The organism is Streptomyces sp. NPDC040405 (assembly GCF_055595765.1).
Map to the genome: position 1 here is coordinate 123,105 of NZ_JBVIVI010000014.1, position 21,751 is coordinate 144,855.

General features: G+C 70.0%; 19 protein-coding genes and 3 pseudogenes. 7 read left to right on the top strand and 15 right to left on the bottom strand.

Features of this window, described 5'->3' with window-relative positions; genetic code table 11:
- Positions 1–485 precede the first annotated feature (485 nt).
- The 6 genes and pseudogenes from ACZ59A_RS38370 to ACZ59A_RS38395 all read right to left on the bottom strand — a co-directional run.
- A pseudogene (locus tag ACZ59A_RS38370) lies at positions 486–1,249 on the bottom strand (IS5 family transposase); the annotation flags it as partial.
- Positions 1,250–1,399: 150 nt separating this feature from the next.
- Positions 1,400–2,008: an SUKH-4 family immunity protein gene (locus ACZ59A_RS38375; RefSeq protein WP_470968733.1), complete on the bottom strand. Its 609-nt coding sequence runs from the start codon at positions 2,006–2,008 to the stop codon at positions 1,400–1,402.
- A gap of 751 nt (positions 2,009–2,759) precedes the next feature.
- Positions 2,760–3,344, bottom strand: coding sequence for a hypothetical protein (locus ACZ59A_RS38380; RefSeq protein ID WP_470968736.1), 585 nt, complete (start codon positions 3,342–3,344; stop codon positions 2,760–2,762).
- Between the two features lie 359 nt (positions 3,345–3,703).
- Entirely contained in the window at positions 3,704–3,988 is a 285-nt protein-coding gene (locus ACZ59A_RS38385) for an acylphosphatase (protein WP_470968875.1), read from the bottom strand.
- A gap of 97 nt (positions 3,989–4,085) precedes the next feature.
- On the bottom strand, positions 4,086–5,114 hold the full coding sequence (locus tag ACZ59A_RS38390) for a nitronate monooxygenase (RefSeq protein ID WP_470968738.1): 1,029 nt from the start codon (positions 5,112–5,114) through the stop codon (positions 4,086–4,088).
- Between the two features lie 22 nt (positions 5,115–5,136).
- Positions 5,137–6,243 carry a YbfB/YjiJ family MFS transporter gene (locus ACZ59A_RS38395; RefSeq protein ID WP_470968877.1) on the bottom strand — a complete coding sequence of 369 codons (1,107 nt, stop codon included), beginning with the start codon at positions 6,241–6,243 and terminating at the stop codon, positions 5,137–5,139.
- Positions 6,244–6,421: 178 nt separating this feature from the next.
- Between ACZ59A_RS38395 and ACZ59A_RS38400 the strand changes: the two genes are divergently transcribed.
- The 3 genes from ACZ59A_RS38400 (at position 6,422) to ACZ59A_RS38410 (ending at position 10,149) form a co-directional block, all read left to right on the top strand.
- Entirely contained in the window at positions 6,422–7,312 is an 891-nt protein-coding gene (locus ACZ59A_RS38400; protein WP_470968741.1) for a LysR family transcriptional regulator, read from the top strand.
- Positions 7,313–7,596: 284 nt separating this feature from the next.
- Positions 7,597–8,601, top strand: coding sequence for an MDR family oxidoreductase (locus ACZ59A_RS38405; RefSeq protein WP_470968744.1), 1,005 nt, complete (start codon positions 7,597–7,599; stop codon positions 8,599–8,601).
- 105 nt (positions 8,602–8,706) lie between these two features.
- Positions 8,707–10,149 carry a CoA transferase gene (locus ACZ59A_RS38410; RefSeq protein WP_470968747.1) on the top strand — a complete coding sequence of 481 codons (1,443 nt, stop codon included), beginning with the start codon at positions 8,707–8,709 and terminating at the stop codon, positions 10,147–10,149.
- 163 nt (positions 10,150–10,312) lie between these two features.
- On the opposite strand, the pseudogene ACZ59A_RS38415 reads toward ACZ59A_RS38410, so the two are convergent.
- A pseudogene (locus ACZ59A_RS38415) lies at positions 10,313–11,357 on the bottom strand (IS1380 family transposase); the annotation flags it as partial.
- A gap of 28 nt (positions 11,358–11,385) precedes the next feature.
- Between ACZ59A_RS38415 and ACZ59A_RS38420 the strand changes: the two are divergent.
- Positions 11,386–12,475, top strand: a pseudogene (locus ACZ59A_RS38420) (IS630 family transposase).
- Positions 12,476–12,817: 342 nt separating this feature from the next.
- Here the strand turns inward: ACZ59A_RS38420 and ACZ59A_RS38425 are convergent.
- The 5 genes from ACZ59A_RS38425 to ACZ59A_RS38445 all read right to left on the bottom strand — a co-directional run bounded on the left by ACZ59A_RS38425 (position 12,818) and on the right by ACZ59A_RS38445 (position 16,504).
- A complete protein-coding gene (locus ACZ59A_RS38425; protein WP_470968750.1) occupies positions 12,818–12,979 on the bottom strand; it encodes a hypothetical protein in 162 nt (53 codons plus the stop codon).
- Positions 12,980–13,173: 194 nt separating this feature from the next.
- Positions 13,174–14,112 (bottom strand): amino acid ABC transporter permease, encoded by a 939-nt coding sequence (locus tag ACZ59A_RS38430; RefSeq protein ID WP_470968753.1) that lies wholly within the window; start codon positions 14,110–14,112, stop codon positions 13,174–13,176.
- Positions 14,109–14,759 carry an amino acid ABC transporter permease gene (locus ACZ59A_RS38435; RefSeq protein ID WP_470968756.1) on the bottom strand — a complete coding sequence of 217 codons (651 nt, stop codon included), beginning with the start codon at positions 14,757–14,759 and terminating at the stop codon, positions 14,109–14,111. The genes ACZ59A_RS38430 and ACZ59A_RS38435 overlap by 4 nt, the downstream gene beginning before the upstream one ends.
- Before the next feature lie 34 nt (positions 14,760–14,793).
- Positions 14,794–15,687: a glutamate ABC transporter substrate-binding protein gene (locus ACZ59A_RS38440; RefSeq protein ID WP_470968758.1), complete on the bottom strand. Its 894-nt coding sequence runs from the start codon at positions 15,685–15,687 to the stop codon at positions 14,794–14,796.
- 70 nt (positions 15,688–15,757) lie between these two features.
- Positions 15,758–16,504 carry an amino acid ABC transporter ATP-binding protein gene (locus ACZ59A_RS38445; RefSeq protein WP_470968761.1) on the bottom strand — a complete coding sequence of 249 codons (747 nt, stop codon included), beginning with the start codon at positions 16,502–16,504 and terminating at the stop codon, positions 15,758–15,760.
- A gap of 306 nt (positions 16,505–16,810) precedes the next feature.
- Between ACZ59A_RS38445 and ACZ59A_RS38450 the strand changes: the two genes are divergently transcribed.
- The 3 genes from ACZ59A_RS38450 (at position 16,811) to ACZ59A_RS38460 (ending at position 19,445) form a co-directional block, all read left to right on the top strand.
- The gene (locus ACZ59A_RS38450; RefSeq protein ID WP_470968764.1) at positions 16,811–17,758 is read left to right on the top strand and encodes a LysR family transcriptional regulator; all 948 of its coding nucleotides are present in this window, start codon (positions 16,811–16,813) and stop codon (positions 17,756–17,758) included.
- A gap of 236 nt (positions 17,759–17,994) precedes the next feature.
- Positions 17,995–18,459: a RidA family protein gene (locus ACZ59A_RS38455; RefSeq protein ID WP_470968767.1), complete on the top strand. Its 465-nt coding sequence runs from the start codon at positions 17,995–17,997 to the stop codon at positions 18,457–18,459.
- Positions 18,456–19,445 (top strand): threonine ammonia-lyase, encoded by a 990-nt coding sequence (locus ACZ59A_RS38460; RefSeq protein WP_470968770.1) that lies wholly within the window; start codon positions 18,456–18,458, stop codon positions 19,443–19,445. The genes ACZ59A_RS38455 and ACZ59A_RS38460 overlap by 4 nt, the downstream gene beginning before the upstream one ends.
- A 309-nt stretch (positions 19,446–19,754) precedes the next feature.
- On the opposite strand, the gene ACZ59A_RS38465 is transcribed toward ACZ59A_RS38460, so the two are convergent.
- Genes ACZ59A_RS38465 through ACZ59A_RS38475 form a run of 3 tightly spaced genes read right to left on the bottom strand, consistent with a single transcriptional unit; the run spans position 19,755 to position 21,696 of the window.
- Positions 19,755–20,381, bottom strand: a complete 627-nt coding sequence (locus ACZ59A_RS38465; RefSeq protein WP_470968773.1) for an RraA family protein — start codon at positions 20,379–20,381, stop codon at positions 19,755–19,757.
- Complete coding sequence (locus tag ACZ59A_RS38470; RefSeq protein WP_470968775.1) at positions 20,378–21,034, bottom strand: RraA family protein; 657 nt, start codon at positions 21,032–21,034, stop codon at positions 20,378–20,380. The genes ACZ59A_RS38465 and ACZ59A_RS38470 overlap by 4 nt, the downstream gene beginning before the upstream one ends.
- Positions 21,034–21,696 carry an RraA family protein gene (locus ACZ59A_RS38475; protein ID WP_470968778.1) on the bottom strand — a complete coding sequence of 221 codons (663 nt, stop codon included), beginning with the start codon at positions 21,694–21,696 and terminating at the stop codon, positions 21,034–21,036. Before ACZ59A_RS38475 ends, ACZ59A_RS38470 begins: the two co-directional genes overlap by 1 nt.
- Between the last annotated feature and the right edge of the window lie 55 nt (positions 21,697–21,751).

The window sequence follows — 21,751 nt, forward strand, 5'->3', positions numbered from 1 at the left end:
GTCTCGGGAGCGCCGCCGGTGTGGTGGTGGCCCTCGGGGGCATCCTCATCGTGCTGGGGCCGCTGTCGTGGCTGGTAGCCGGGGATGCGGTCCGCGCACTCCACGGGGAAGAGCGGGCATTCTAGGCGCGCATGAGAGGCGAGCGATACGCAGCTGGAGCCGGACGGAGAGCTCCGCCCGATCCCGAACCATCTGGTGGGGGAGGAGCGGGCTCGGGCAGGGGAGGCTGGTCGACTCGCCGCCTGGATTCGCCGTGCGTCGCACCGCCGCAGGATCTGCTGACCGCTCGTCCCCGCCGGTCTATCGGCTCAAGCCGGACGGGCCTCGCCGTCGCGCCCTCGCTTCGGCAGGGGGCCTTGGCGCTATGCGGTGCCTTCCATGTGCCCACCCCTTCGGGGGTGACTCAGGACGCCAGCCGCTTCGTGGCTGCCTTCTTCTCCGTGGTCTTCTTCTTCGCGGGCCGCATCTCGTGCACGTCGGCTTCTTCACTGCGGGCTTCCTTGGCGGCCCGCACACTGTTCTTTAGGTGGCCATAAGGTGAGCAATGGAAGGTGCGCCCGTGCTGAGAGGGCGGTCATAGCCGCGTGGATGATGGATTCGGAGCGGGCGGGAAGGGTTTCGTAGTCGCGGGCCCGGGGGCGGTGGAGCATCAGCCGGTCGTGGGTCCGCTCGACCGCCCAGCGTTTCGGGATCGGGGTGAATCCTCTGGTCCCGGGGGTGCGTGGGGTGATTTCGAGGGCGATGCCGAGGGCGGCGGGGTTTCGACGAAGTGTTTGCGGTAGCCGCCGTCGGCTCAGAATTTGCGGATCGAGGGATGGTCCGCGGCGACCTGTTCGAGCAGGTGGGCGCCGGCCACGGAGTCCTGCACAGCGGCCGCGGTGACCAGCATGGCCAGGAGCAGTCCGAGGGTGTCGGTGATGATGCTGCGTTTCCTGCCGACGATCTTCTTGCCGGCGTCGATGCCCTGACTCGTGGCGGGAACGCTGGTGGATGTCTTGACTCTCTGCGCGTCGATGACGCATGCCGACGGCTCGGCATTCTGGCCGCCCTGGCGTCGTACTAACTCGCGTAGCAAGCCGTTGAGCTGGGCAAAGATGCCTTCCTTCTGCCACTTGGCGAAGTAGCCGTAGACGGTTTCCCAGGGCGGGAAGTCATGCGGGAGATAGCGCCACTGCACGCCGGTGCGGTCCATGTACGGGATCGCGTTCGTGATCTCGCGCAGGTCATGTTCGGGCGGCCGGCCGAGGTTTGCCCGCCCATGGATCTGTCTCTTCAGGGGCTTGATCCGGGTGACGTTGTCCTCAACAGCACCGGAGGTGTGGTGGGTGGTGAGGGTTGTAGTGATGGCGGCCTGCGCACCGCGCAGACCGCGCTGTTCGTGGGCGACATCGGCCGGCGATCACCCGTAGAGCGAGCGGGCTCCCGGGCTGTTGCCCTTGAAGCGCTGTCCCGCGGCGATCTCCTCGCCGACCACCGACCAGACGGTCTCGTCGTCCTGGAAGGGGAGTGGGTCGATGCTGCTCGTCTCCTCACGGATGCGATTGACCTCGCCGTCCAAACGCTCGAAGTCGGCTTCCTCTTCGTCCTCGTCGCCGCTGAAGGTGAACTCCTCGAGCAGGCGCTGGAGCCGGAGGGTGACCTGGACGAGGGAGGAGACGTCTGCGTGGAGTTCGACCACGGTCTCCTCGGCGGGGTCGAAAGCGTGCACCTTGCCGGATACGGGGTCGAGGGCGAGGTGCGCGTTGAGCAGCCAGCCGATGACGGGCCAGCCACCCGCACCCTCTGCGGCGTCCTCGAAGTAGACGACGTCCTGGACGAGGGGCAGCAGGCCGTCGTCCTCGTCGGGCTGACGCAGCAGGAGCGTCCCAGTGGGGACGCCGACGGTCTGCAGGAGGCGGGTGCCCTCGGTGTCCCCGGTGGAGGGCGGGAAGCCGTTGGCGGGCAGGGTCGCGAGCCGGTCCTCGCCGAAGATGTCGGCGAGTTCGCTGCGGGTGACGTGGAAAAGCACTGCGGGAACTCCGAACTTGGCGGCGGCACGGGCGCCGTGGGTCTCTTAGTGGACGGAAGCGGTCATAACAACAGCGCCCGCTTCTCTTCAATGTGCTGATGAGCGAGCCAGGAACTCGCGGAGCTGCCCCAGTTCAAGGTCTTCGTGGCGGTGGAGCGATGACGTCACTCAGCTCGCGCGTCCTACACGAGAGTGCCGGGCCGTTGGATGTCCGCGTACACGAGCTTTGACCCCCGCGGACCCGGGTTCGCGTCGCACTGCGAGGACACCGGAGGTGGCCCACCATTGCGCGGCAGGGGCCACTCCTGTTCCTTCTGCTCCAGTTCGGCACGCGTTGCCGCGTCACACTGCGGGCACTGGTGGGCGCACCGGCTTGGCCGGCCGTCGCGCGGTAGGCGTCGGCCACGGCAGACAACGAATTGCCCGATTCGCTCCTGGTCGCGCGTGCCGCTTCAAGGTGTGTGACTCTGTCGGTGGATACGGCGTGGACCACCTAAACCTCACCTTCCAGACCGCTTCCTGACCGTCTCCTTGCTGGGTTATATGGCACGGCGGCCTCGCACACGAGTGGAGTGCCGCCTGGCCCACTTCTTGCCGTCATCAAGCCCAGGTGACATCCACGGCACCGTCGGATGCCCCGCAATCCACGGCCCCGGCCATACTGCACGTCTCGCAGCCTTGTTGGCGTGCTCACAGGGCAGATTGTCCCGCTGTGCTCACAGGCCAGCACCGAACGTCTTCTGCAGGCCGGCTAATTGACCGCCCTCTTCCATTCACGGCCTTCGGGATCCCATCGGATCAGCACCTGCCCGCCATCAGGAGAAGGGGCGGCAAGAGCCTCCAGGTCGGCCTGAGTCAGCGCTTCCAATGCCTCATCAGGAAGCCCCGCGGGTACCTCGAAGGACAGTCGCCCATCACCTTCGTCGGTGACTCGAAGTCGCTCCCCTTCGTCCACCACCGGAGGCGTTCCCGATCCGGGATCCCGAACCCAGTGAGCCACCATCCGGCGGGCTGCTTCGAACGTACTGTTGCCGGCCTGCGTCGCAAGCGCCTGCATGAAGGGAAGTACGGCTGCAGTGCCCACAGCAGTGACCCCGACCTCGGTAAGCCCAGAGAGGGGGTACCCGTAGCCGCCGGTCCCGACGTATCCCTCACCGACGAGGTCCCCCTTCTCCTGTTCGCCTTCCGCCGAGTTGATGAACCCGGCCGACTCGCCTGGTTCTGCAGACATCTGTGCCTCCCATAGACCGGTGTCGTGCCACCACAATTTACCCAGCTGGCTTAGCTCGTCGTTTATCTGAGGAGGTCGAAACGGATCTCGAACCGGGTCGCTCACGTGGTTATTCGCCGGGCCGAGGCAGGGTCTCGGTCCTGGGGCCACAGATCATTTACGGGACAGGTCTTGGCGGAAGTGACGTTGACGCCAGCTGTTCATCGAGGGGCTGCACTCGCGCGACGAGCTGACGGCCATGGGCTACTCCGTCTTCCTGTACGCCAACGCCGCGATGCAGGGAGCCATCCTCGGCACCCGGACCGTGCTGACCGGCCTACGCGACGCCGGTTCCCTCGCGCCGGTCATGGACCGGCTCACCCCTGGGCGGGACGCCAGCGGCTGGTCCGCCGCGCCGAGTACGAGCAGCTGGAACGGCGCTACATATCCTGACGGCGCCGGTCGCGCTGAGCGGGCAACGCGCGCTACGCGGCCGGAGCGTCGTCCAGGACGCGGAAATCGCGATCGCCTTCAGGGCTCTCGGCGGCCACGGCGCACTCGGTCACCTCGGCGGCGCCCGGCCCCTCGGCGGCCCAGTTCACCAGGCGCTGTACGCCGCCCGGTGAGCCCTCGAAGACGGCTTCCACGTCGCCGTTGTGAAGGTTGCGGACCCATCCGTTCACGCCCGCTTCGCGGGCCAGTCGGCGGCAAGTGTCGCGGTAGTACACGCCCTGTACGAGGCCGCGGACGTGGACGTTTCGTCGGATCAGCACGGGGAGCCCTTCGAAGGAGAACGGTGGTGGAGCAGGCCCGTAGGACGCACCCGACGAGGCGGACACGCCGGGTGGGCCGTACGGGCCGTTCTTGTCAGAGCCGGCTGGTCAGCCGCTCGATGGTGCGGAATACGGGTTCGATCCTGGCCTCTCGGTAGCCGGTTCCGGCCCACAGGTGGATCAGGCGCGTGTCGCCGGCCGCGGTGGCGGCCTTGCGGAGCCCGCTGGTGAGGTGGTGCAGGGCGGGGTAGCCGGCCGGGGCGCGATCGGAGTACCGGTCGGTGAAGTGGTTGCGCAGGGCACGGGCCGGCCGTCCCGTGAAGGCGCGGGTGAGGACGGTGGAGTCGAAGGCGGGGTCCGCCAGCGCCGCCTTGTGGGGTGCGGAGGCCCCGCTCTCGTCGGTGCGCAGCAGCGTGGTGCCGACCATGGCGGCGTCCGCCCCGGCCCGTAGGACGTCGGCCACGTCGGTGGGGGCGGCGATCCCGCCGGTGGCGACGGTCGGCAGGGCGGTGGCGCGGCGTACCTCGGCGACCAGGTCGGGCAGGGCGGCGGGGGCGAGCGGCCGGTCGGGGGTGAGCGTGGCCGAGTGGCCCCCGGCGGCCGGCGCCTGCACGATCAGCGCGTCGGCCCCGGCATCGGCGGCCCGCCGTGCCTCGTCTGCCGTGGTGACGCACTGCAGGACGGTGGTTCCGGCTCGGCGCAGGCTCGTGATGACGTCGCCGTCGGGGATGCCGAAGGTGAAGGACACCCAGGGGACGGGGTGGGCCTTCAGCAGTTCGATCTTCTCCGACCAGTGGTCGTCGTCCAGCGGTGCGGCGGCGGGCAGGGTCAGCCCGTAGCGGTCGGCCTCTTCCCGCAGCTCACGCGCGTAACGGCTGTACTCCTCGGGAGAGATGGGCACGGGGTTGCCTACGAAGAGATTGACGCCGAACGGGACCCCCTCGGCTTCGACGGCGTGGATCTGCCCGGCCAGCGCCTGCGCGCTTTTGTACCCTCCGGCCAGGAAGCCCAGTCCGCCCGCGCGGGCGACGGCGGCGACCAGGGCGGGTGTGCTCGGCCCGCCGGCCATCGGCGCGGCGAGGATCGGACGGTCGATGCCGAGACCGGTCAGCAGTGTGCTCATGAGCGCTCCTTGAGGTGCGAGGTCAGGCGGTCGGGGCCGCCGGGGCGAGGTGGTGCGGGAAGCGGACGCAGACGGCCGCCGCCGCGGCCCCGGCCAGGGCGACCATGACGCTGCCCAGCAGCAGGGCCTGGTTGTAGCCATGGTTCAGCAGCGGCGCGGCGAGCAGCGGGCCGAGGATCTGGCCCGCGCTGTACCCGGCCGTCAGCAGGGCCACGGCGCGCGGCACGCGCAGGTGGGCGCCGATCGACAGGGCGATCGTGCTGACGCCCATGAAGGTGGCGCCGAACATCACCGCGGAGACGAGTGCGGGCACCGCGCCGCCGACGACGGCCGGCAGCGCGATGCCGACGGCCTGGATGATCAGCGCGGTCAACAGGAGGGCGGGCCGGGACCAGCGGCGGGCCAGCCGGGTCCATACGGCGCAGGAGGGCAGGGCGGCGAGGCCGACGACGATCCACGCCCCGCCGCCGAGCCGGCCCGGAACGCCTTCCTGGATGGCCGCGACGAGGAAGGTGCCGGCGATGATGTAGCCGATCCCCTCGAAGGTGTAGCTGGCCAGCAGGGCGATGAACCAGCGGCGGGTGCGCGGCCGGTCGGTCGGCCGGCCCCCTTCGGAGTGTTCGCTCGCATGCCGGTGTGGGGCCAGCGGCCAGGCGAGGGCGGCGAGCACCGCGGCGAGGGCGGCGCAGGTCAGCCAGGCCGCCTGCCAGGTGGACGCCGCCTGCACGGCGACGACCAGCAGGCCGGACAGGGCGATGCCGGCGCCGACCCCGCCGAAGGCCCAGCCGACCAGGTGGTGGGCGTGTGCCCGTAGGCCGGTGAGCATGGCGCTGACGGCGATCACGAAGGTCAGCGCGCTGGCCGCGCCCGCCACGAGCCGCAGTGCGAACCACAGGGCGCCGTCGTGCGTGGCCGGCATCAGCGCCAGCGTGCCGACCAGCACGAGGAGCGACCCGCGCAGCGCCGCCGCCGACCGCACGACGGCGGGGGCGGCGATCCCGATGAGGGCGCCGAGGAGGTAGCCGATGAAGTTGGCCGTGGCCAGGTTCGCCCCGAGCGCCGAGGAGAGCCCGGCCTGATCGCGCATCAGCGGCAGGATGGGGGTGTAGACGAACCTGCCGACCCCCATGCTCGCGGCGAGCGCCGCCGCTCCCTGGACGACGGTCGTCCACGGAGATGTCGTACGCGGCGGGGGCGTGGTTGACACGTGCACGGCTGTGGTCACCTTCCTGGTGGCGTTCAGGGACACCTTCGACGCTAGGCAGCCCGTACGCGCCTGAAAAATGCCCGATAGGCTGGCGCTATGCATGACGCGCATGGACGCCGGTGAGGGGGCCGCTACGGGTATGGACATCGAACTGCGCCATCTGCGGGCCTTCAGCTCCGTCGCCCGCCACCGCTCCTTCTCACGGGCCGCCGAGGAACTCCTGATCACGCAGCCGGCGCTCAGCCGTACGATCGCGCAGCTAGAGAACAGGCTGAGCGTCCTGCTTCTGGACCGGTCCTCCCGGCACGTCGAGGTGACCGAGACCGGCGCGCGGTTCCTGGACCACGCCGAGCGGGTCCTCGCCGCCCTGGACGACGCCCTGGCCGTGGTCCAGCACCGCGGCGCCCTCCGGCTCGGCTTCAGCTGGCTGCTGCCCGACCCCTGGGCGCAGCGGACGTTCAGCCGCTTCGAGGAGGCCACCGGCGCCTCGGTCAGCCTGAGCCGCACCGACGCCCCGGTCCAGGCGCTGCGGCAGCGCACCATCGACATCGCCCTCGTCCGGGGGGACGCCGAGGTGCTCGCGGGGATGCGGACGGTGCGCCTGTACGACGAGCCGCGGGTCGCCGTCTGCTCGCGCGACAGTGACCTGACCCGTTTCACCCATCTGGAGTGGGCCGACGTCCCGCACTGGGCTCTCGTCGTCAACACCGTCAGCGGGACCACCGGCCCCGGGTCGTGGCCCGACGGCCGGCGCCCGGCCCAGGTCATCGAGACGGCGAACTACGACGAATGGCTGGAGACGGTGGCCGCGGGCCGGGGCATCGGCATCGTCCCCGAGGTCGCGGAGCGCCGTACGCAGCATCCGGCCCTGCGCTTCATCCCTCTCACCAACGCGCCCCCGAGCCCGGTGCGTCTCGTCCATCTGCCCGACGCCCAGCGGACGCTGATCCGGCGTTTTCTGGACGCCGCCCTGCGGAGCGCGTCCGAGTGACGTGCCCGGCCGGTCACCAGCCGCCATGCCCGCCGCGCATGGATGTGTCGCGGCAGGCATTTCCCCCCGGCCCGGCCCGTCTTTAGCGTCGGGGGTGCAACTGGCGGTCAGCGCGGCACCGGCCCCTGACGACGGCTGGGCCCACTCTCCGTAGGGCTGCCGGGAGTTCTCCGCAGGGCTGCCGGAGGCTCTGCGCCGGGGCTGCCGTACGTCGGGCCGGTCTCGTACGAAGCCGGGGCCGGCCGGCCGCCACGCGCCGCACCCGCGACAGAAGGGCCGCCCCCATGACTGCATTCACTGGATTCACCGGCTGGATCACCCGCGAACTCCCGGACGGGCACCGCGCCACGCTCGAAGAACTCGACAGCGGCGTGCTGGAGGACCGCGACACCACCGTGCGTGTGCACTATTCGAGCGTCAACTACAAAGACGCCCTCGCCCTCCAGGGCCGTCCCGGCGTGGTCCGCCGCCATCCCCTGGTGCCGGGCATCGACGTCACCGGAGAGGTCCTCACCAGCAGGCACCACCGCTGGCGCCAGGGCGACCTGGTCACGCTGAACGGCGCCGGGCTCGGTGAGGACCGGCACGGCGGCCTCGCCGGGCTCGCGGCCGTCGACGGCGGGGACCTCGTGCCCGTGCCCGCCCCCTTCACCCCGGCCCAGGCGGCGGCCATCGGCACCGCCGGATTCACCGCCGCGCTCAGCCTCCTCGCCCTCGAACGGCAAGGGCTGGCCCCCGAGCACGGGCCGGTCCTGGTCACCGGGGCGGGCGGCGGCGTCGGCTCGATCGCCGTCGCGCTGCTGGCCCACGCCGGCTACGAGGTGATCGCCGCGACCGGCCGTCCGGAGATCCTGCACGACCGGCTCACCGCGATCGGCGCGGCCCACATCGTCGACCGTGCGGAACTCGACCCCAAGGGGAGGCCGCTCGCCAAGCAGCGCTGGGCGGGCGTGGTCGACGCGGTCGGCGGCCCCGTCCTGGCGGGCGCGCTCGCCGGGGTGCGGTACTCCGGCACCGCCACCACCTGCGGACTCGCCGCGAGCGCCGAATTCCCGGGGAACGTCCTGCCGTTCATCCTGCGCGGCATCGGCCTGATCGGCATCGACTCCGTGCGCACCCCGCGCGGGCGTCGCGAGGCAGCCTGGCAGCTCCTCGCACACCACCTCGACCCGGCCCTGCTCGACAGCGTGACCCGGACCATCCCCCTCGCGGCCGTTCAGGACGCCGCCGCCGACATGCTCGCCGGCCAGGGAACGGGCCGCATCGTCGTCGACGTCCGCGCGCGCTGACCCGGCCGCGCGGGAACCGACGACTCAAGCACCAGCCCCCTGCCGCACACCACCACGGGGTACCGCGCGTGGCGGACGAGGCAGGGACCGTACAAGGAGAACATCATGGCCACCACAGAGGAAAGGCCGCGCGCCTTCGACGAACTCATGGCGCTCCGGGGCGGCGAGCAGCCGACGCCCGGCGAGGTGACGACGACGGGGTCCGACCCGCTGTTCGCCTCGCCGTTCCGCGTCGGCCGGACCCTCGCCGACGCCCTCGCGGCCCGTGCCGTCGCCGCGAACGACCTGTGGGAGATGCGGACCGGCCGCCGGCAGCGGACCGAGGTCGACGTACGGGCCGCGGCCGCCACGGCCCTCGGCGGCGAGGACATGACTCTCGTCCGCGACGCGGCGGGCACGTACCGGCCCATCCCGGTATCGCCCGACGTCGAGCACATGGCGTCGCTCACCCAGCCCTGGCGGACCGCCGACGACCGCTGGTTCGTACCGCACTTCAACCTTCCGCACCTCGAACAGCGCGTGCTGGACGTGCTGGGCTGCGAGGCCACGCCCGCCTCGGTGGAGGCCGCGGTCCGCAAGTGGAAGGCGGACGACCTGGAAGAAGCGATCGCCGCCGCCGACGCGTGCGGCGGAGTCGTCCGTACCGCGCGGGAGTGGCTGGACCACCCGCAGGGCGCCTATCTCGCCGGGCGCCCGGTCGTGGAGATCACCAAGATCGGTGACAGCGCCCCCGAGCCCCTGCCCGCCGGCGCCGAACCGCTCGCCGGCCTCCGCGTACTCGATCTCACCCGCATTCTCGCGGGGCCCACCGCCGCCCTCAGCATGGCCGAGCACGGGGCCGACGTCCTCATGGTCACCGCGCCGCACCTCCCCCAGGTGCCGCCGTTCGTCCGCGACACCAGCCATGGCAAGCGCAGCGCCTACCTGGACTTCACCCGCCCCGACCAGGCCGCTCGCCTGCGCGAACTCGCCTCCGAAGCAGACGTGTTCATCGAAGGATACCGTCCGCACCGCCTGGAGGCGCACGGCTTCGGCCCGGCCGATCTCGCGGCCGTACGTCCGGGAATGGTGTACGTCAGCGTCAACTGCTTCGGGTCGGGCGGCCCGTTCGGGGGCCGCGCCGGATGGGACCAAGTGGCGCAGGCCGTGACCGGCGTCTGCGACATCCAGGGACGCGCGACGGGGGCGGGCCGCCCACAGCTCACGCCGGTCTTCCTCTGCGACTTCCTCACGGGCTTCCTGGGCAGCTACGGCGCGATGCTTGCCCTCGCGCGCCGCGCCCGCGAAGGCGGTACGTACCGCGTCAGCGTCTCCCTCTGCCAGTCCGCGATGTTTCTCCAGCGGCAGGGGCGGATCAGCGACTTCGACGACGCGGCGGGCCAGCTGGAGCCCACGGAGTTCGAGCGCTACGCGGTGGCCGACGACGCCACCGCCTACGGCGATCTGAAGAGCCTCGGCCCCGTCATCCGCATGTCGGAGACGGCGCCCCGCTGGTCGGGGACGACACCGCGGCTGGGCAGTTCGCGGCCGGAGTGGCTGCCGCGTTAGCCTCGATCTTGCGTGACGGCTTGCCGGTTCATCTGGCAGGCCGTTTTGGCTTGTTGGGTGGGGCGAGGGCAGGCCGGTGGCCCGACTGTCGCGTCGGGTGGGAGCCGGGTTCCACGGATCCGGCGTGCGGATTCTGGTCGTAGGTGTGGGTTGTCGCTGGTGGTCAGCCGGGGTCCGGGAGGGTCTGCAGTCGTTCGATCGCGTTGGTGATCACGTTGGTCCACGGCCAGTGCGTCGCGAATTCCAGGTGTGGGCGGCGAGCTGTGCTGACGAGCTGGGCGGCGGCGGAGACCAGGCGGATCCACCGGCGGCGGGGCTCCCAGAGCCGGGCCTTGCCATCAGGGCGAGCATCCGCATCCAGGCGAGCAGCTCCAGGGCACGCTGGACGATCTCCAGCCAGATCTGGTTCTGCGCGCTGTGGTGGAGGGGTAGGTCGCGCAGGCCGGTGGCACGGGCTCCTCGAATGCGGTCCTCTGCTCTCGCCCGCTGGCGGTGGCGGAGTCCGAGGGCGGCGATCGCCGTGCCGGTGGTGTTGGTGGCGAAGCAGGTCAGCCGCAGTCCGTCGGCGTCGGTGAAGCGCAACTGGGCGCCGGGGTAGGGGCGTTCTTTGCGGACGATCAGCCGCATGCCTTCGGCCAGCCCTTGAGCACGTCGCCGTCGAGTTCGGCGACCCAGGCGCCGTCACGGATCTCTCCGTCGGGTTCGGTGGCCGCCGTCCAGGCCGAGGCGGGAACCTACAGGACAGCGTGGTGGATCCGCTCGGTGATGGTCATGCCGACCGAGTACGACAGCCACCGGCCGCGTCTGGCCAGCCAGGCCACGAACTCGTGGGTACCGCCACCGGAGCCGGTCCCGATCAGTATCTGACGCCCACGCCGGTACTTCTTCGGCAGTCGGGCCAGGGCGAGTTGGGCGGTGGTGATGTGGGCGACGGCGCTGTTGCTGCCCGCGTTACCGGGCCGCAGCAGGGCGGCGACTGGCTCCCCGCTGCCGCCTCGGCCGTGGTCGACGAAGGCCATCAGCGGGTGGTGCCCGAACGTCTACTTCCAGGTCGCGGCGGCACCCTGTTTCTCGGAGTGGGCCAGCACGAGCACCCGTCGATGGCACGCGATCACCTGCTCGCCAGCGTTCGGTCCCGCTTCTCCGGCCAACTTCCAGACACCTTCGCGGACATGGGCCCGTGCGGTGCGGAATGTCGCTAGTGACCTGAGTCAGAGGTTCGTCGTGGGTTTGGGTGTGAATCGCCGTGGACCGAAAATCCCGCCGTTGCCGGTAACCGATGCCCAGCGGGCTGTGCTTGAAGGGTGGGTGCGTCGCCGTTCGACAGCCCAGGCTCTGGCCTTGCGGTCCCGGATCGTGTTGGAGTGCGCCGAGGGACACCCGATCATGGAGGTCTCCAGGCAGCTGAAGGTCGCTCCGGACACCGTCCGCACCTGGCGAAGGCGCTTCCTCGACCGTGGCCTGGACGGCCTGTCCGACGAGCCCAGGCCGGGTGTCCCCCGGAAGATCACCGATGCCGATGTGGAGCGGGTCATCGTGAAGACGCTGGAGGAGAAGCCGGCGAACGCCACGCACTGGTCGACCCGGTCGATGGCGGCGGCGACCGGGAGGTCCCAGTCGGCCATCTCAAGGATCTGGCGGGCCTTCGCCCTGGCCCGCACCGCTGCCAGACGTTCAAGCTGTCCACGGACCCGCTGTTCATCGACAAAGTTCGCGATGTGGTCGGCCTTTACCTCGACCCGCCGGAGAGGGCGCTGGTGCTGTGCGTGGACGAGAAGTCGCAGATCCAGGCCCTGGACCGTTCGCAGCCGGTGTTGCGACGATGCCCGGGGTCCCCGAACGTCGCAGCCACGACTACGTCCGCGCCGGCACCACCACCCTGTTCGCGGCCCTGGAAGTGGCCAGCGGCAAAGTGATTGGTTCACTGCACCGCCGGCACCGGGCCGCCGAGTTTAAGAAGTTCCTGACCAAGCTCGACAAGGAAGTACCCGCAGACCTCGACGTGCATCTGATCCTGGACAACTACGCGACCCACAAGACGCCCGCCATCAAGAAGTGGCTGCTGGCGCATCCCCGCTTCCACCTGCACTTCACGCCCACCGGCTCATCGTGGCTGAACCTGGTGGAACGATGGTTCGGCGAACTGACCGCGAAGAAGCTCCGCCGCGGTGTCCACCGCTCCGTCCAAGCCCTCGAACGCGACATCCGAGCCTGGCTCGCCGACTGGAACGAACACCCCAAACCCTTCATCTGGACAAAGACCGCCGACGAGATCCTCGACAAAGTCGCCGCCTACTGCCAGAGAATCTCCGACTCACGTCACTAGGTTCTGTCTCCTCACCTCAGCCGGTAGCGTGCCGAACTGTGGAACTGGGGGACTGGGCAACATGGGTTGGCTCCACGGCAGGGGTCATCGCGGGGGTAGCGTCGGTAGCCACCTGGTGGCCCTCACCCGACATGGGTAGCGCGGCTGAACTACGCCGTCGTCGTCACCTGGCGAGGACGCTTCGGGCGCAGCCACAGGTGGACACGATTGATCGTATGAGCCTGACCGCCGACCTTCATCGCGGTCGGGCGCACCGTGTGGCCACTGACGTCAGCGCGGTCGGCTCGACGAGCTGAACATTGAGCGTGGCCCGGTCGCCCTCAGCGTGCTCGACGGTGATGTCTAACTGAGGCGTGAGGTCGGCGTGCCATCGATCCGCTCGATGCGCGCAACGGGATCGGCTGTGGAGTTCGCGCGCTTGGCCGCCTTCCAGGAACCGACTGCGGCGACCGCACTCAAGGCAGCGGCGGAGAAGCTGGCCACAGCAGACCAGGGGATGTTCATGTGCCGGAACGATAGCGGCGTTTGCACCCCGGGCTATGAGGGACCTTCGACAGTCAAGAAGAGACGGACGAGGAGAAGGCACGTCGTCTCCGGACGGTCGTCAAGACCGCGTCCACGTGGGGGAGCTACGTGAGCGTGTTGCGACAGCGTCCGGCCCTGGTGCTGTGGCTTGCCGGGTCGAATCCTGTGTTTTGTCAGGAGGCCACCTTGTCCTTGGGCTGTGCAGCGGCGATCGGACCCCGTGTGCTGCCGGGCGCGGCCTCAGGCTGCCGGTTGCGGCCAATCCGCCCCACTCGGTCGCCACGGTGTTCGGCGTACTGGGCCAGCTTGGACAGCAGCCAGTTGATGGTGATGTAGATCGCGCCGGTCACCAGGAACATGGGGATGGGGTTGTCGAGCTGCTGGGCGGCGAGGTTCGAGGCGCGGAGGAGCTCCTGGTACTGGCCGAGGATCAGGGCGGCCAGCGAGGTGTCCTTGAGGATGACCACCAGTTGGCTGATGAGGGATGGCAGCATCACTCGGAATGCCTGGGGAAGCAGGATCATCCGTAGTGTCTGGCCGTGGGTGAGGCCGATGGCCAGCGCCGCCTCCCGCTGGCCCCGGGGCAGTGACTCGACACCCGCCCTGACGAGCTCGGCGATGATCACCGAGCTGTAGGCGGTCAGGCCGATGACGAGGTACCACAGGAAGCGGCCACCGGGTGCTTCGACAAAGGTCAGGCCCAGGTCGGGCAGGACGCGTGAGGCGAAGTAAATGCTGATCACCACAGGGACGCCGCGGACGACTTCCATGGCGCCGATCAGCGGGATGCGGCTGAAGCGGCCGAGGCTGAGGCGGAGCACTCCGAGTGCCGTGCCGATCGCCAGGGAGAAGACGATGGCCACAGCGGCCGCGACCAGGGTGCGCTGCAGTCCGTTGCCCAGCACGCTCCACAGCGCGTCGAAGTTCTCGTCGTCCGGCGAGAGGAGGGGGCTCCACTTCTCGGTGGTGAACTGCCCGGCGTCGGCCAGGCGTACGACAACCGCGGCGAGCAGCGCGAGCAGTAGGGCATAGGCGACGGCGCTGCCCTTGCGGATGCGTCGCCGGGTCTTCGGGCCGGGCTCGTCGTACAGGACGCTCGGTGCGGCCTTCATCGCAGGATCGCCACCTTTCGCTCGACGGTGTGGAGGAACAGCGCGGCGGGCAGCGTCATCGCCAGGTAGCCGAACGTGATGCCGACGAGGATCGGGAAGTTGGCGTAGCCCCGGGCGCTGGTGAGGGTGGCGCTGACGCTGAACAGGTCGCGGCCCACGCCGAACGCGCCGACGACGGCGGAGTTCTTGCACATGGAGATGAGGACGCCGCCGAGCGGCGCTACCACCGTGCGCAGGGCCTGCGGCAGCACCACCGTGGTCAGGGACTGGCGAAAGGTCAGTCCGAGTGAACGTGCCGCCTCCGCCTGGCCGGTGGGGACGGCGTTGATGCCGGAGCGGACCGCTTCGCAGACGAACGCGGCGCTGTAGAGCACCAGCCCGGTGACTGCCAGGGCGTAGTACGAGGTGTTGATGCCGAGTTCGGGCAGGCCGAAGGCCATGAGGAACAGGACGATGGTGAGCGGGGTGTTCCGCAGGACCGTGACGTAGCCGCCGGCGAACGTGCGCAGCGGGGGGATCGGGGAGACGCGCAGGGCCGCCAGGACGACGCCCAGGGTCAGTGAGCCGAGCAGGCCCCACGCCGCAATGCCGAGGGACCGCAGGAAACCGGAGCCGAACAGGCTCAGATTGTCGGTGATGGCGTCCATGTGCGACGCCTCCTTCGTGGTGTGTGAGCGCGGGTCAGCTACAGGTGTCGGGCGACGGCAGGGGCGGGACGGGGAGGGCGCTGTCGAGCTTTCCGGCGGTGTCCTGCCACGCCTTCTGGTAGGCGCCGGACTTGGCGGCCTCGGCAAGAGTGTCGTTGATGAACTTGCAGAAGGCGGTGTCGCCCTTGGTGATGCCGACGCCGTAGGGCTCTTTGGTGAACCTGGGGCCGACCACTTTGAACGCGCCGTTCGACTGGCCGGCCAGGCCCATGAGTACGACGTCGTCCGTGGTGACGGCGTCCACCTGGCCTGTGCGCAGGGCGTCGGCGCACTTGTTGAAGTTGTCGAACAGCACCAGCCGGCCGCTGTCGGCCAGGTATTGCTTGATGTTTTCGGCAGGGGTGGAGCCGGTGGCGCTGCACACCTTGGCCTTCGTCTTGGTGAGGGTGTCCGGGCCGGTGATGGTCTTGTTGTCCTTTTTCACCATCAGGCGCTGGCCGGCCTGGTAGTAGGGGCCGGCGAAGGAGACCCGCTTTTTGCGTTCGTCGTTGATGGTGTAGGTCGCCGCGACGAGGTCGACCTCCTTCCTGTCGATGATCTCCTCGCGGACGGCGGAGGGGGCTTCGGCGTACTCGATGCGGTCGGGGCTGATCCCGAGCTTCGCCGCGATGATCTTGACGATCTCGGCGTCGAAGCCCTGTGGCTTGTCGGACAGGCCGGTCATGCCGAAGCCCGGCTGGTCGAACTTGATGCCCGCCTTCAGTACGCCGGCCTTGGCGATCCTCGCCATGGTGGTGTCGGCGGGGAATGTGGGCGCGTCGGCGACCTTCGTCTGCGCGCTGCTGTCATCGCCGCCACCGCAGGCGGTCAGCGCGAGGGAGAGCGCGGCGGCGCCGGCAACGGCGGGGAGGGTGCGGCGGAGGTTCATGGAAATCCTCGGGGTATCGATGGAAGCGTGTCGCGGCGGTGCGTGTGCCGGGCCATGGGGGGGAGGAGGATCAGTGGCTGAGGATCTTGGAGAGGAAGTCCTGCGCTCGTGCGGAGCGGGGGGAGTGGAAGAACGCGTCGGGGGAGTCGGACTCGGCGATCTTGCCGTCAGCCATGAACACGACCCGGTCGGCCGCCCGGCGGGCGAACCCCATCTCATGCGTGACGACGATCATGGTCATGCCGTCGTGGGCGAGTTGCTGCATGACCTCGAGAACCTCGTTGACCATCTCTGGGTCCAATGCCGAGGTGGGCTCGTCGAAGAGCATCACCTTCGGGTCCATGGCCAGCGCCCGGGCGATCGCGACCCGTTGCTGCTGTCCGCCGGACAGCTGGGCGGGGTACTTGTAGGCCTGGGCCGCGACCCCGACACGGTCCAGCAGCGTACGGGCGCGTTCCTCGGCCTCGCCCTTGCCCTGCTTGCGAACCTTCATGGGCCCGAGCATCACGTTCTCCAGCACGGTCTTGTGGGCGAAGAGGTTGAAGGACTGGAAGACCATGCCCACGTCCGCACGCAATCGGGCCAGCTCCGCGCCCTCCTCGGGCAGGGGCAGGCCGTCGATGAGCACGGTGCCGCTGTCGAAGGTCTCCAAACGGTTGACGGTGCGACACAGCGTCGACTTGCCGGACCCCGACGGGCCGATCACGACGACGACCTCGCCCCGGTGCACGGTGAGGTCGATGTCCTTGAGCACATGCAGTTCACCGAAGTGTTTGTTTACCCCGTCGATGACGACGAGCTCGGCGGTGGGGCTCATACCGGTGCCTCCGTAGGGAGCGAGGGAACGTGCGGGCTCGGGGCGGAACAGACGGCGGAGCCTCATCCGGCCGGGTCGCGGCGGCGGGGCACTTTGGTCGGCGGAAGGGGCGCGAGGAGGTGGGTCGCATGAGCTTCCGCGCTGTGGCCGGTGGCACCCGTGGGGGCTGTTCGGTGGTGTGAGCGGAGCGGTAGCCGTACGGCGCAGGCGCCCGCTGTTTCCCTTGCAGTCTGTTGCCGAACAGGGTGGGGCGTGCCAGGCATCTGGAGAAGTCGCGGATGTGGCGGTCAGCATTAAGCTGGCTTAATGCAGGTGGACCCGGCCCAGCTGGTCATGCTGGCTCTCATACGGCGGCACGGCTCCTTGGCCGGAGCCGCGCGCGACCTCGGGATCAGTCCGGCCGCGGTGACGGGCCAACTCGCCCGCGCGGAACGTGACTGGAAGGTGCCGCTGGTGGTGCGAGGGCCTCGCGGTGCCCGTCTCACCCCACTGGCCGAGGCGTTGGCGGACGCGGGAGACGTCATCGCCGAGCAGTGCGAGCGTGTCGCTGACACGGTCTCCTCACTGCTGGGTGCGCTGTCGCGCCGACTGCGCGTGGGTGCCTTCCAGGCTGTGACCGAGCATCTGCTGCCTCCCGCGCTGACCGCGCTGCGCCACCAGCACCCCGACGCGGACCTGGCCATCTCCGAGACCAGATCGGCGCAGGGCTTGGACCTTGTTGCCTCCGGTGTGCTGGATGTGGCGATCGTCGCCTGCTGGGGTCCTGAATTGGCTCTTCCGCCCGGTCTCCAGGCGCACTGGCTGCTGTGCGATCCGATCGTCCTGTGCCTGCCGGACGACCACCCGGTGATCCGCGGTCAGCCGGAGCCGCGTGGCCTACGTCTGGATCAACTCGGCGATCAGCCCTGGATCGTCATCACGGCAGGCCACGACGCCCGGCGCCAGTTCGACGAAGCGGCCGAACAGGCGGGACTCACTCCGCGCATCGCCTTCGAGTCGGCGAACTACAACGTGGCCCAATCCCTCGTGGGCACCGGAATCGGGATGACGATGCTCTCCAGACTCACCGTCGCGCCCACACCCGGCGCCGTGCACAGGGAACTGGTCGAGCCGCGTCTGAAACGCGAGATCTACGCCGTCACCCCGGCCGACACCGGCCTGGTGCCCTTGGCCGATGTCCTGGTCGGGCTGCTGAAGGAGATCGCCGACGACGTCCGCGAGGCGTGGGAGGCCCAACCTTTGAGGGTCTCGTGAGAAGCCGGGCTGACCTGGGGGGATGTAGGACTGGCTCTCCAGTAAGACGCTCTCGATATCGATAAAAGTCTGAATCAGACTTTGCCTCTATGGCGGGCGTCTGGTGCAGTGAGCGCGGCGACAGCATCCGCGAGGTGCCACCTGCCATCACGATGGGGCAGAGGGCGCGGAATCGCTGCTGGTTGTCTCCCCCCAGGCGAGGGCCTCGGCCCTGATCATCCGAAAGGACACGCGGCTTGTCCGACATCGACACCCGTCTCATGGAACGGGGGCTCCGTCTCCCGGAGCCCCCGAAGCCCAACGGGAACTACATCCCCTTCGCCCGGTCGGGCCGCCAGATACTCGTGGCCGGACAGACTTGTCTGACCGACGGAGTGCTCCAGTACGAAGGGGTCGTGGGCGTCGACCTCACCGTCCCTGAGGCCCAGCAGGCCGCCGGGCTGTGCGCGCTCAACGCGCTGGCCATCGCCGGCCTCGCCTGCGACGGCGACTTCGACCGTCTGCGGGTACTGAAGGTGACCGGGTTCGTACGGTGCGGCAGCGACTTCGCCGACACACCGCTCGTCATGGACGGCGCCTCCGACATACTCGTTCTGGCCCTGGGCGAACGGGGCCGCCACGTCCGCGCCGCGGTCGGGGCAGCGGCCCTGCCGCGCCGCGCGCCGGTCGAGATCGAGACCCTCTTCGAGGTGGAGCAATGACCGACGACACCGTGCCCGGCTTCGGTATCGACGCCATCCGCGAGGCCGCGCAGCGCCTGACCGGCCGCGTGGTGCGGACGCCGCTGCTGCACTCCCCGATGCTGGACGATCTCATCGGCGGCCGCGTCCTGGTCAAGGCCGAATGCCTCCAGCTGACGGGCTCGTTCAAGGTGCGTGGGGCGCTGAACGCGCTGCTCAGCCTGGACGAGGAAGCGCGCCGCAGTGGGATCGTGACCTACTCCGCCGGCAACCACGGGCAGGGCGTGGCCGCCGCGGCGCGGCTCGTTGGCTGCCCCGCGGTCGTCGTCATGCCACGCGCCGCCCCCCGCGCCAAGGTCGACAACTGCCGCTGGTGGGGCGCCGAGACCGTCTTCTACGACCCGGCGACCGAGGACCGCGAAGAGATCGCGGGGAAGATCCTCCAGACGCGCGGCATGACGCTGATCCCGCCCTTCGACGACCCCAGGGTCATGGCGGGGCAGGGCACCGTCGGGCTGGAGATCGCCGAGCAGGCGCGCGAGCTGGGCCTGACCCCGGACACGATCCTGGTGAACTGCAGCGGCGGCGGACTTGCCTCCGGTGTGATCACCGCCCTCAACCACGAGTTCGAGAGCCTGGACAACCATGTAGTCGAGCCGGCCGGCTTCGACAAGATGGCCCGGTCCCTCGCGACCGGCCAGGTGTGCTCCAACCCGCGCCCGCCGGGCGGCGTGATGGACGCGATCTCCGGCCCGGTGGCCGGCGCGCGCCCTCTGGCCATCCTCAGCGGCTACGACGTGACCGGCCTGACGGTCACCGACGAGCAGGCCCTGGCCGCGGTGGGCGTGGCCCACCGCCTTCTGAAGATCGTGGTCGAACCGGGCGCTGCCGCGTCCCTGGCGGCGCTGCTGTCCGGGAAAGCCGACGTAAGGGGCAGGACCGTGGCGCTCGTGGCGTCGGGCGGCAACGTCGATCCGGCGGTCTATCGCCGGGCCCTGTCGGACTGAGGCGGCACCCGCTTTCGCGGGGCGCCCGTTCCTCCCTACGAGGCACCTGAGTGCGGGGCGACGACGTGCGTGGATCTGTCGCGGAGCCCGATCCTCTCCCTCGCATGTTCCACACCCGCGCTCGGGCACTGCGGGGCGACGGCCATCACGGCAACAGACACATCGTCCTCGGCGAGAGGCGTATGCCGATCTCGTCTACGAGCGGCCGGGGGCTGTGTGCATGTCGATGCACCCCGGGGATCACGGCCGAAAGCCGAAACCGGGAGCGGCGTGCCCGACACCGCGCCCGGTAGCAGCAGAAAGCCTCTCTCAGGTGCGTGGCCCGGAGATCCCGGAGTCGCTGGGCAAGTCGTAGTACTCGAGCGTTGTCACACCGCTGCGGATGGCTTCGAGCGCGCGCTGCTCGGCGGCGACCCGGGCGTCGGACCGGTCGAGGGTCTTGGCCACCGCCTCGGCCGGTACGACCACCACGCCGTCCGCGTCGCCGACGACGAGGTCTCCGGGGTGTACGACCACGTCGGCCACGCGGACGGGGACGTCGAACTGGCCGGGGTGGTCCTTGCCGGTGCCGACCACGGTGACGTGGCGGGCGAAGACCGGGAAGCCCAGCTCCGCCTGCTCCGCCGTGTCCCGTACGCCGCCGTCCACGACCAGACCGAGGATGCCCCGCTGCTGGGCGGCGACGGCGAGGATCTCGCCCCAGTGGCCGTGCGCGGCTGCTTGGAGGTCGACCACCAGGACGCTGCCGGCCGGGGCAGCGGCCACCGCGCGGTGCAGGGCGAGGTTGTCGCCGGCGATGCCTTGCACGGTGAACGCCGGACCGGCCACGCGGGCGCCCGGCCAAGCAGGGCGCAGGGCCGGGTCGCAGGCGTAGGCGGACGAGGTGGACGCCTCGTACAGGGTCGCCGTGCTGTGTCCGCGTGCCGCGTCCGTCATGCCGGCCTCCTGGTCTGCAGCTTGTGGTAGCCGAACTTCTCCCGCGCCTCGCGCAGGGGGCTGCCGGCGCGCGCGGCGGCGACGATGTCCGCCTCGACGCGCTCGATGCGTTCAGCGGTCTCGGTGACCCGCTGGGCCTCGTCGGCGGGCACGGCGACCACGCCGTCGGCGTCGGCACAGATCAGGGTGCCGGGGTGGACCTCGATGCCGGAGACGGTCACCGGCTCGCCGACGGCGACCAGTCGCACTCGGTCCTTGCCCGTGCGCATGAACCGGCCGCGGCTGAACAGCGGGTAGTTCTGCGTCAGAGAGGCCGACACGTCGCGGCAGACGCCGTTGATCACGGTACCGGCGATGCCGCGGTGGGCGGCGACCCCGGTCATGATCCCGCCCCAGACTGTGACATCGGTGCGGCCGTCGTTGTCGATGACGATGACCGCTCCGGGCGGGACGTCGTCGAGGAAGTCGCCGACCGTGCCGGCGCTGGACTCGTCGACGGGCGCGTAGCGGACAGTGAAGGCCGGGCCCACCGCGCGGAAGTCGTTGGACAGGGGAGCGAGGCCGTGCAACGCGCCCTCGATCCCGGCTCGGTCGAGGGCGTCGGAGATCGCGGCGGTGGGCAGCGCGCGCAGGCGCACGACGAGGTCACTCATCACTTCGCCTCCGTTCCCGCCAGGCGGGCGTCTCGCATCGCCTGTGACAGCGGTACGCCGGTCCGCACCTCGGCCTCGATGACCGCCTCCCGGTCGGCGAGCCGCTGGGCGGCCTCCAGTACCTCGGTAGCCCGCTCGCGGGGCACGACCACGACACCCCCCTCGTCCGCGAGCAGCACATCTCCCTGCCGCACGGTCACCTCTCCGAGCCGGATGGGCTCACCGGACGACTTCTGCCGCAGCCGGCCGCGCGCGGTCACCGGCACCTGGGCCCGGGCGAACACCGGAAAGCCGAGTTCGCGCGCCTGCCTCACGTCCCGGCAGGCGCCGTCCGTGACGACGCAGCGGATGCCGCGCACCGAGGCGCCGACGCTGACGATTCCGCCCCACGACGACACGTCCGTGCGGCCGCCGTTGGCGACCACGACGACGTCCTGGGGGCCGGCCTCGGCAATCGCGCCGGTCAGGATGTGGGCGCCGCCCTGCTCCCCGGTCAGGGGTTCGAGCTCGACGGTCCGCGCGAACCCGGTCACGCTGGGCGTGCCCCACATCGGACGCAGCCCGCCCTGTCCGGGCGGGAGACCGCAGGCATCGAGGGCATCGGACACGGTCGCGCTGTCCAACGCCGCGAACTGGGCCAACAAGGAAGTTCCAGCTGTCATGCCCCTCAGTCAAGCAACGCGGCTTCATATGCTGAAGGTCTGATTTCATCTCCTA

What these genes read in the sequence shown, in the direction of transcription:
- ACZ59A_RS38390 (WP_470968738.1), bottom strand. Translation starts at nt 5,114, where the DNA reads ATGAGCACACTGCTGACCGGTCTCGGCATCGACCGTCCGATCCTCGCC.
- ACZ59A_RS38395 (WP_470968877.1), bottom strand. Translation starts at nt 6,243, where the DNA reads ATGGGGGTCGGCAGGTTCGTCTACACCCCCATCCTGCCGCTGATGCGC.
- ACZ59A_RS38400 (WP_470968741.1), top strand. Translation starts at nt 6,422, where the DNA reads ATGACGCGCATGGACGCCGGTGAGGGGGCCGCTACGGGTATGGACATC.
- ACZ59A_RS38405 (WP_470968744.1), top strand. Translation starts at nt 7,597, where the DNA reads ATGACTGCATTCACTGGATTCACCGGCTGGATCACCCGCGAACTCCCG.
- ACZ59A_RS38410 (WP_470968747.1), top strand. Translation starts at nt 8,707, where the DNA reads ATGGCCACCACAGAGGAAAGGCCGCGCGCCTTCGACGAACTCATGGCG.
- ACZ59A_RS38425 (WP_470968750.1), bottom strand. Translation starts at nt 12,979, where the DNA reads ATGAACATCCCCTGGTCTGCTGTGGCCAGCTTCTCCGCCGCTGCCTTG.
- ACZ59A_RS38430 (WP_470968753.1), bottom strand. Translation starts at nt 14,112, where the DNA reads ATGAAGGCCGCACCGAGCGTCCTGTACGACGAGCCCGGCCCGAAGACC.
- ACZ59A_RS38435 (WP_470968756.1), bottom strand. Translation starts at nt 14,759, where the DNA reads ATGGACGCCATCACCGACAATCTGAGCCTGTTCGGCTCCGGTTTCCTG.
- ACZ59A_RS38440 (WP_470968758.1), bottom strand. Translation starts at nt 15,687, where the DNA reads ATGAACCTCCGCCGCACCCTCCCCGCCGTTGCCGGCGCCGCCGCGCTC.
- ACZ59A_RS38445 (WP_470968761.1), bottom strand. Translation starts at nt 16,504, where the DNA reads ATGAGCCCCACCGCCGAGCTCGTCGTCATCGACGGGGTAAACAAACAC.
- ACZ59A_RS38450 (WP_470968764.1), top strand. Translation starts at nt 16,811, where the DNA reads ATGCAGGTGGACCCGGCCCAGCTGGTCATGCTGGCTCTCATACGGCGG.
- ACZ59A_RS38460 (WP_470968770.1), top strand. Translation starts at nt 18,456, where the DNA reads ATGACCGACGACACCGTGCCCGGCTTCGGTATCGACGCCATCCGCGAG.
- ACZ59A_RS38465 (WP_470968773.1), bottom strand. Translation starts at nt 20,381, where the DNA reads ATGACGGACGCGGCACGCGGACACAGCACGGCGACCCTGTACGAGGCG.
- ACZ59A_RS38470 (WP_470968775.1), bottom strand. Translation starts at nt 21,034, where the DNA reads ATGAGTGACCTCGTCGTGCGCCTGCGCGCGCTGCCCACCGCCGCGATC.
- ACZ59A_RS38475 (WP_470968778.1), bottom strand. Translation starts at nt 21,696, where the DNA reads ATGACAGCTGGAACTTCCTTGTTGGCCCAGTTCGCGGCGTTGGACAGC.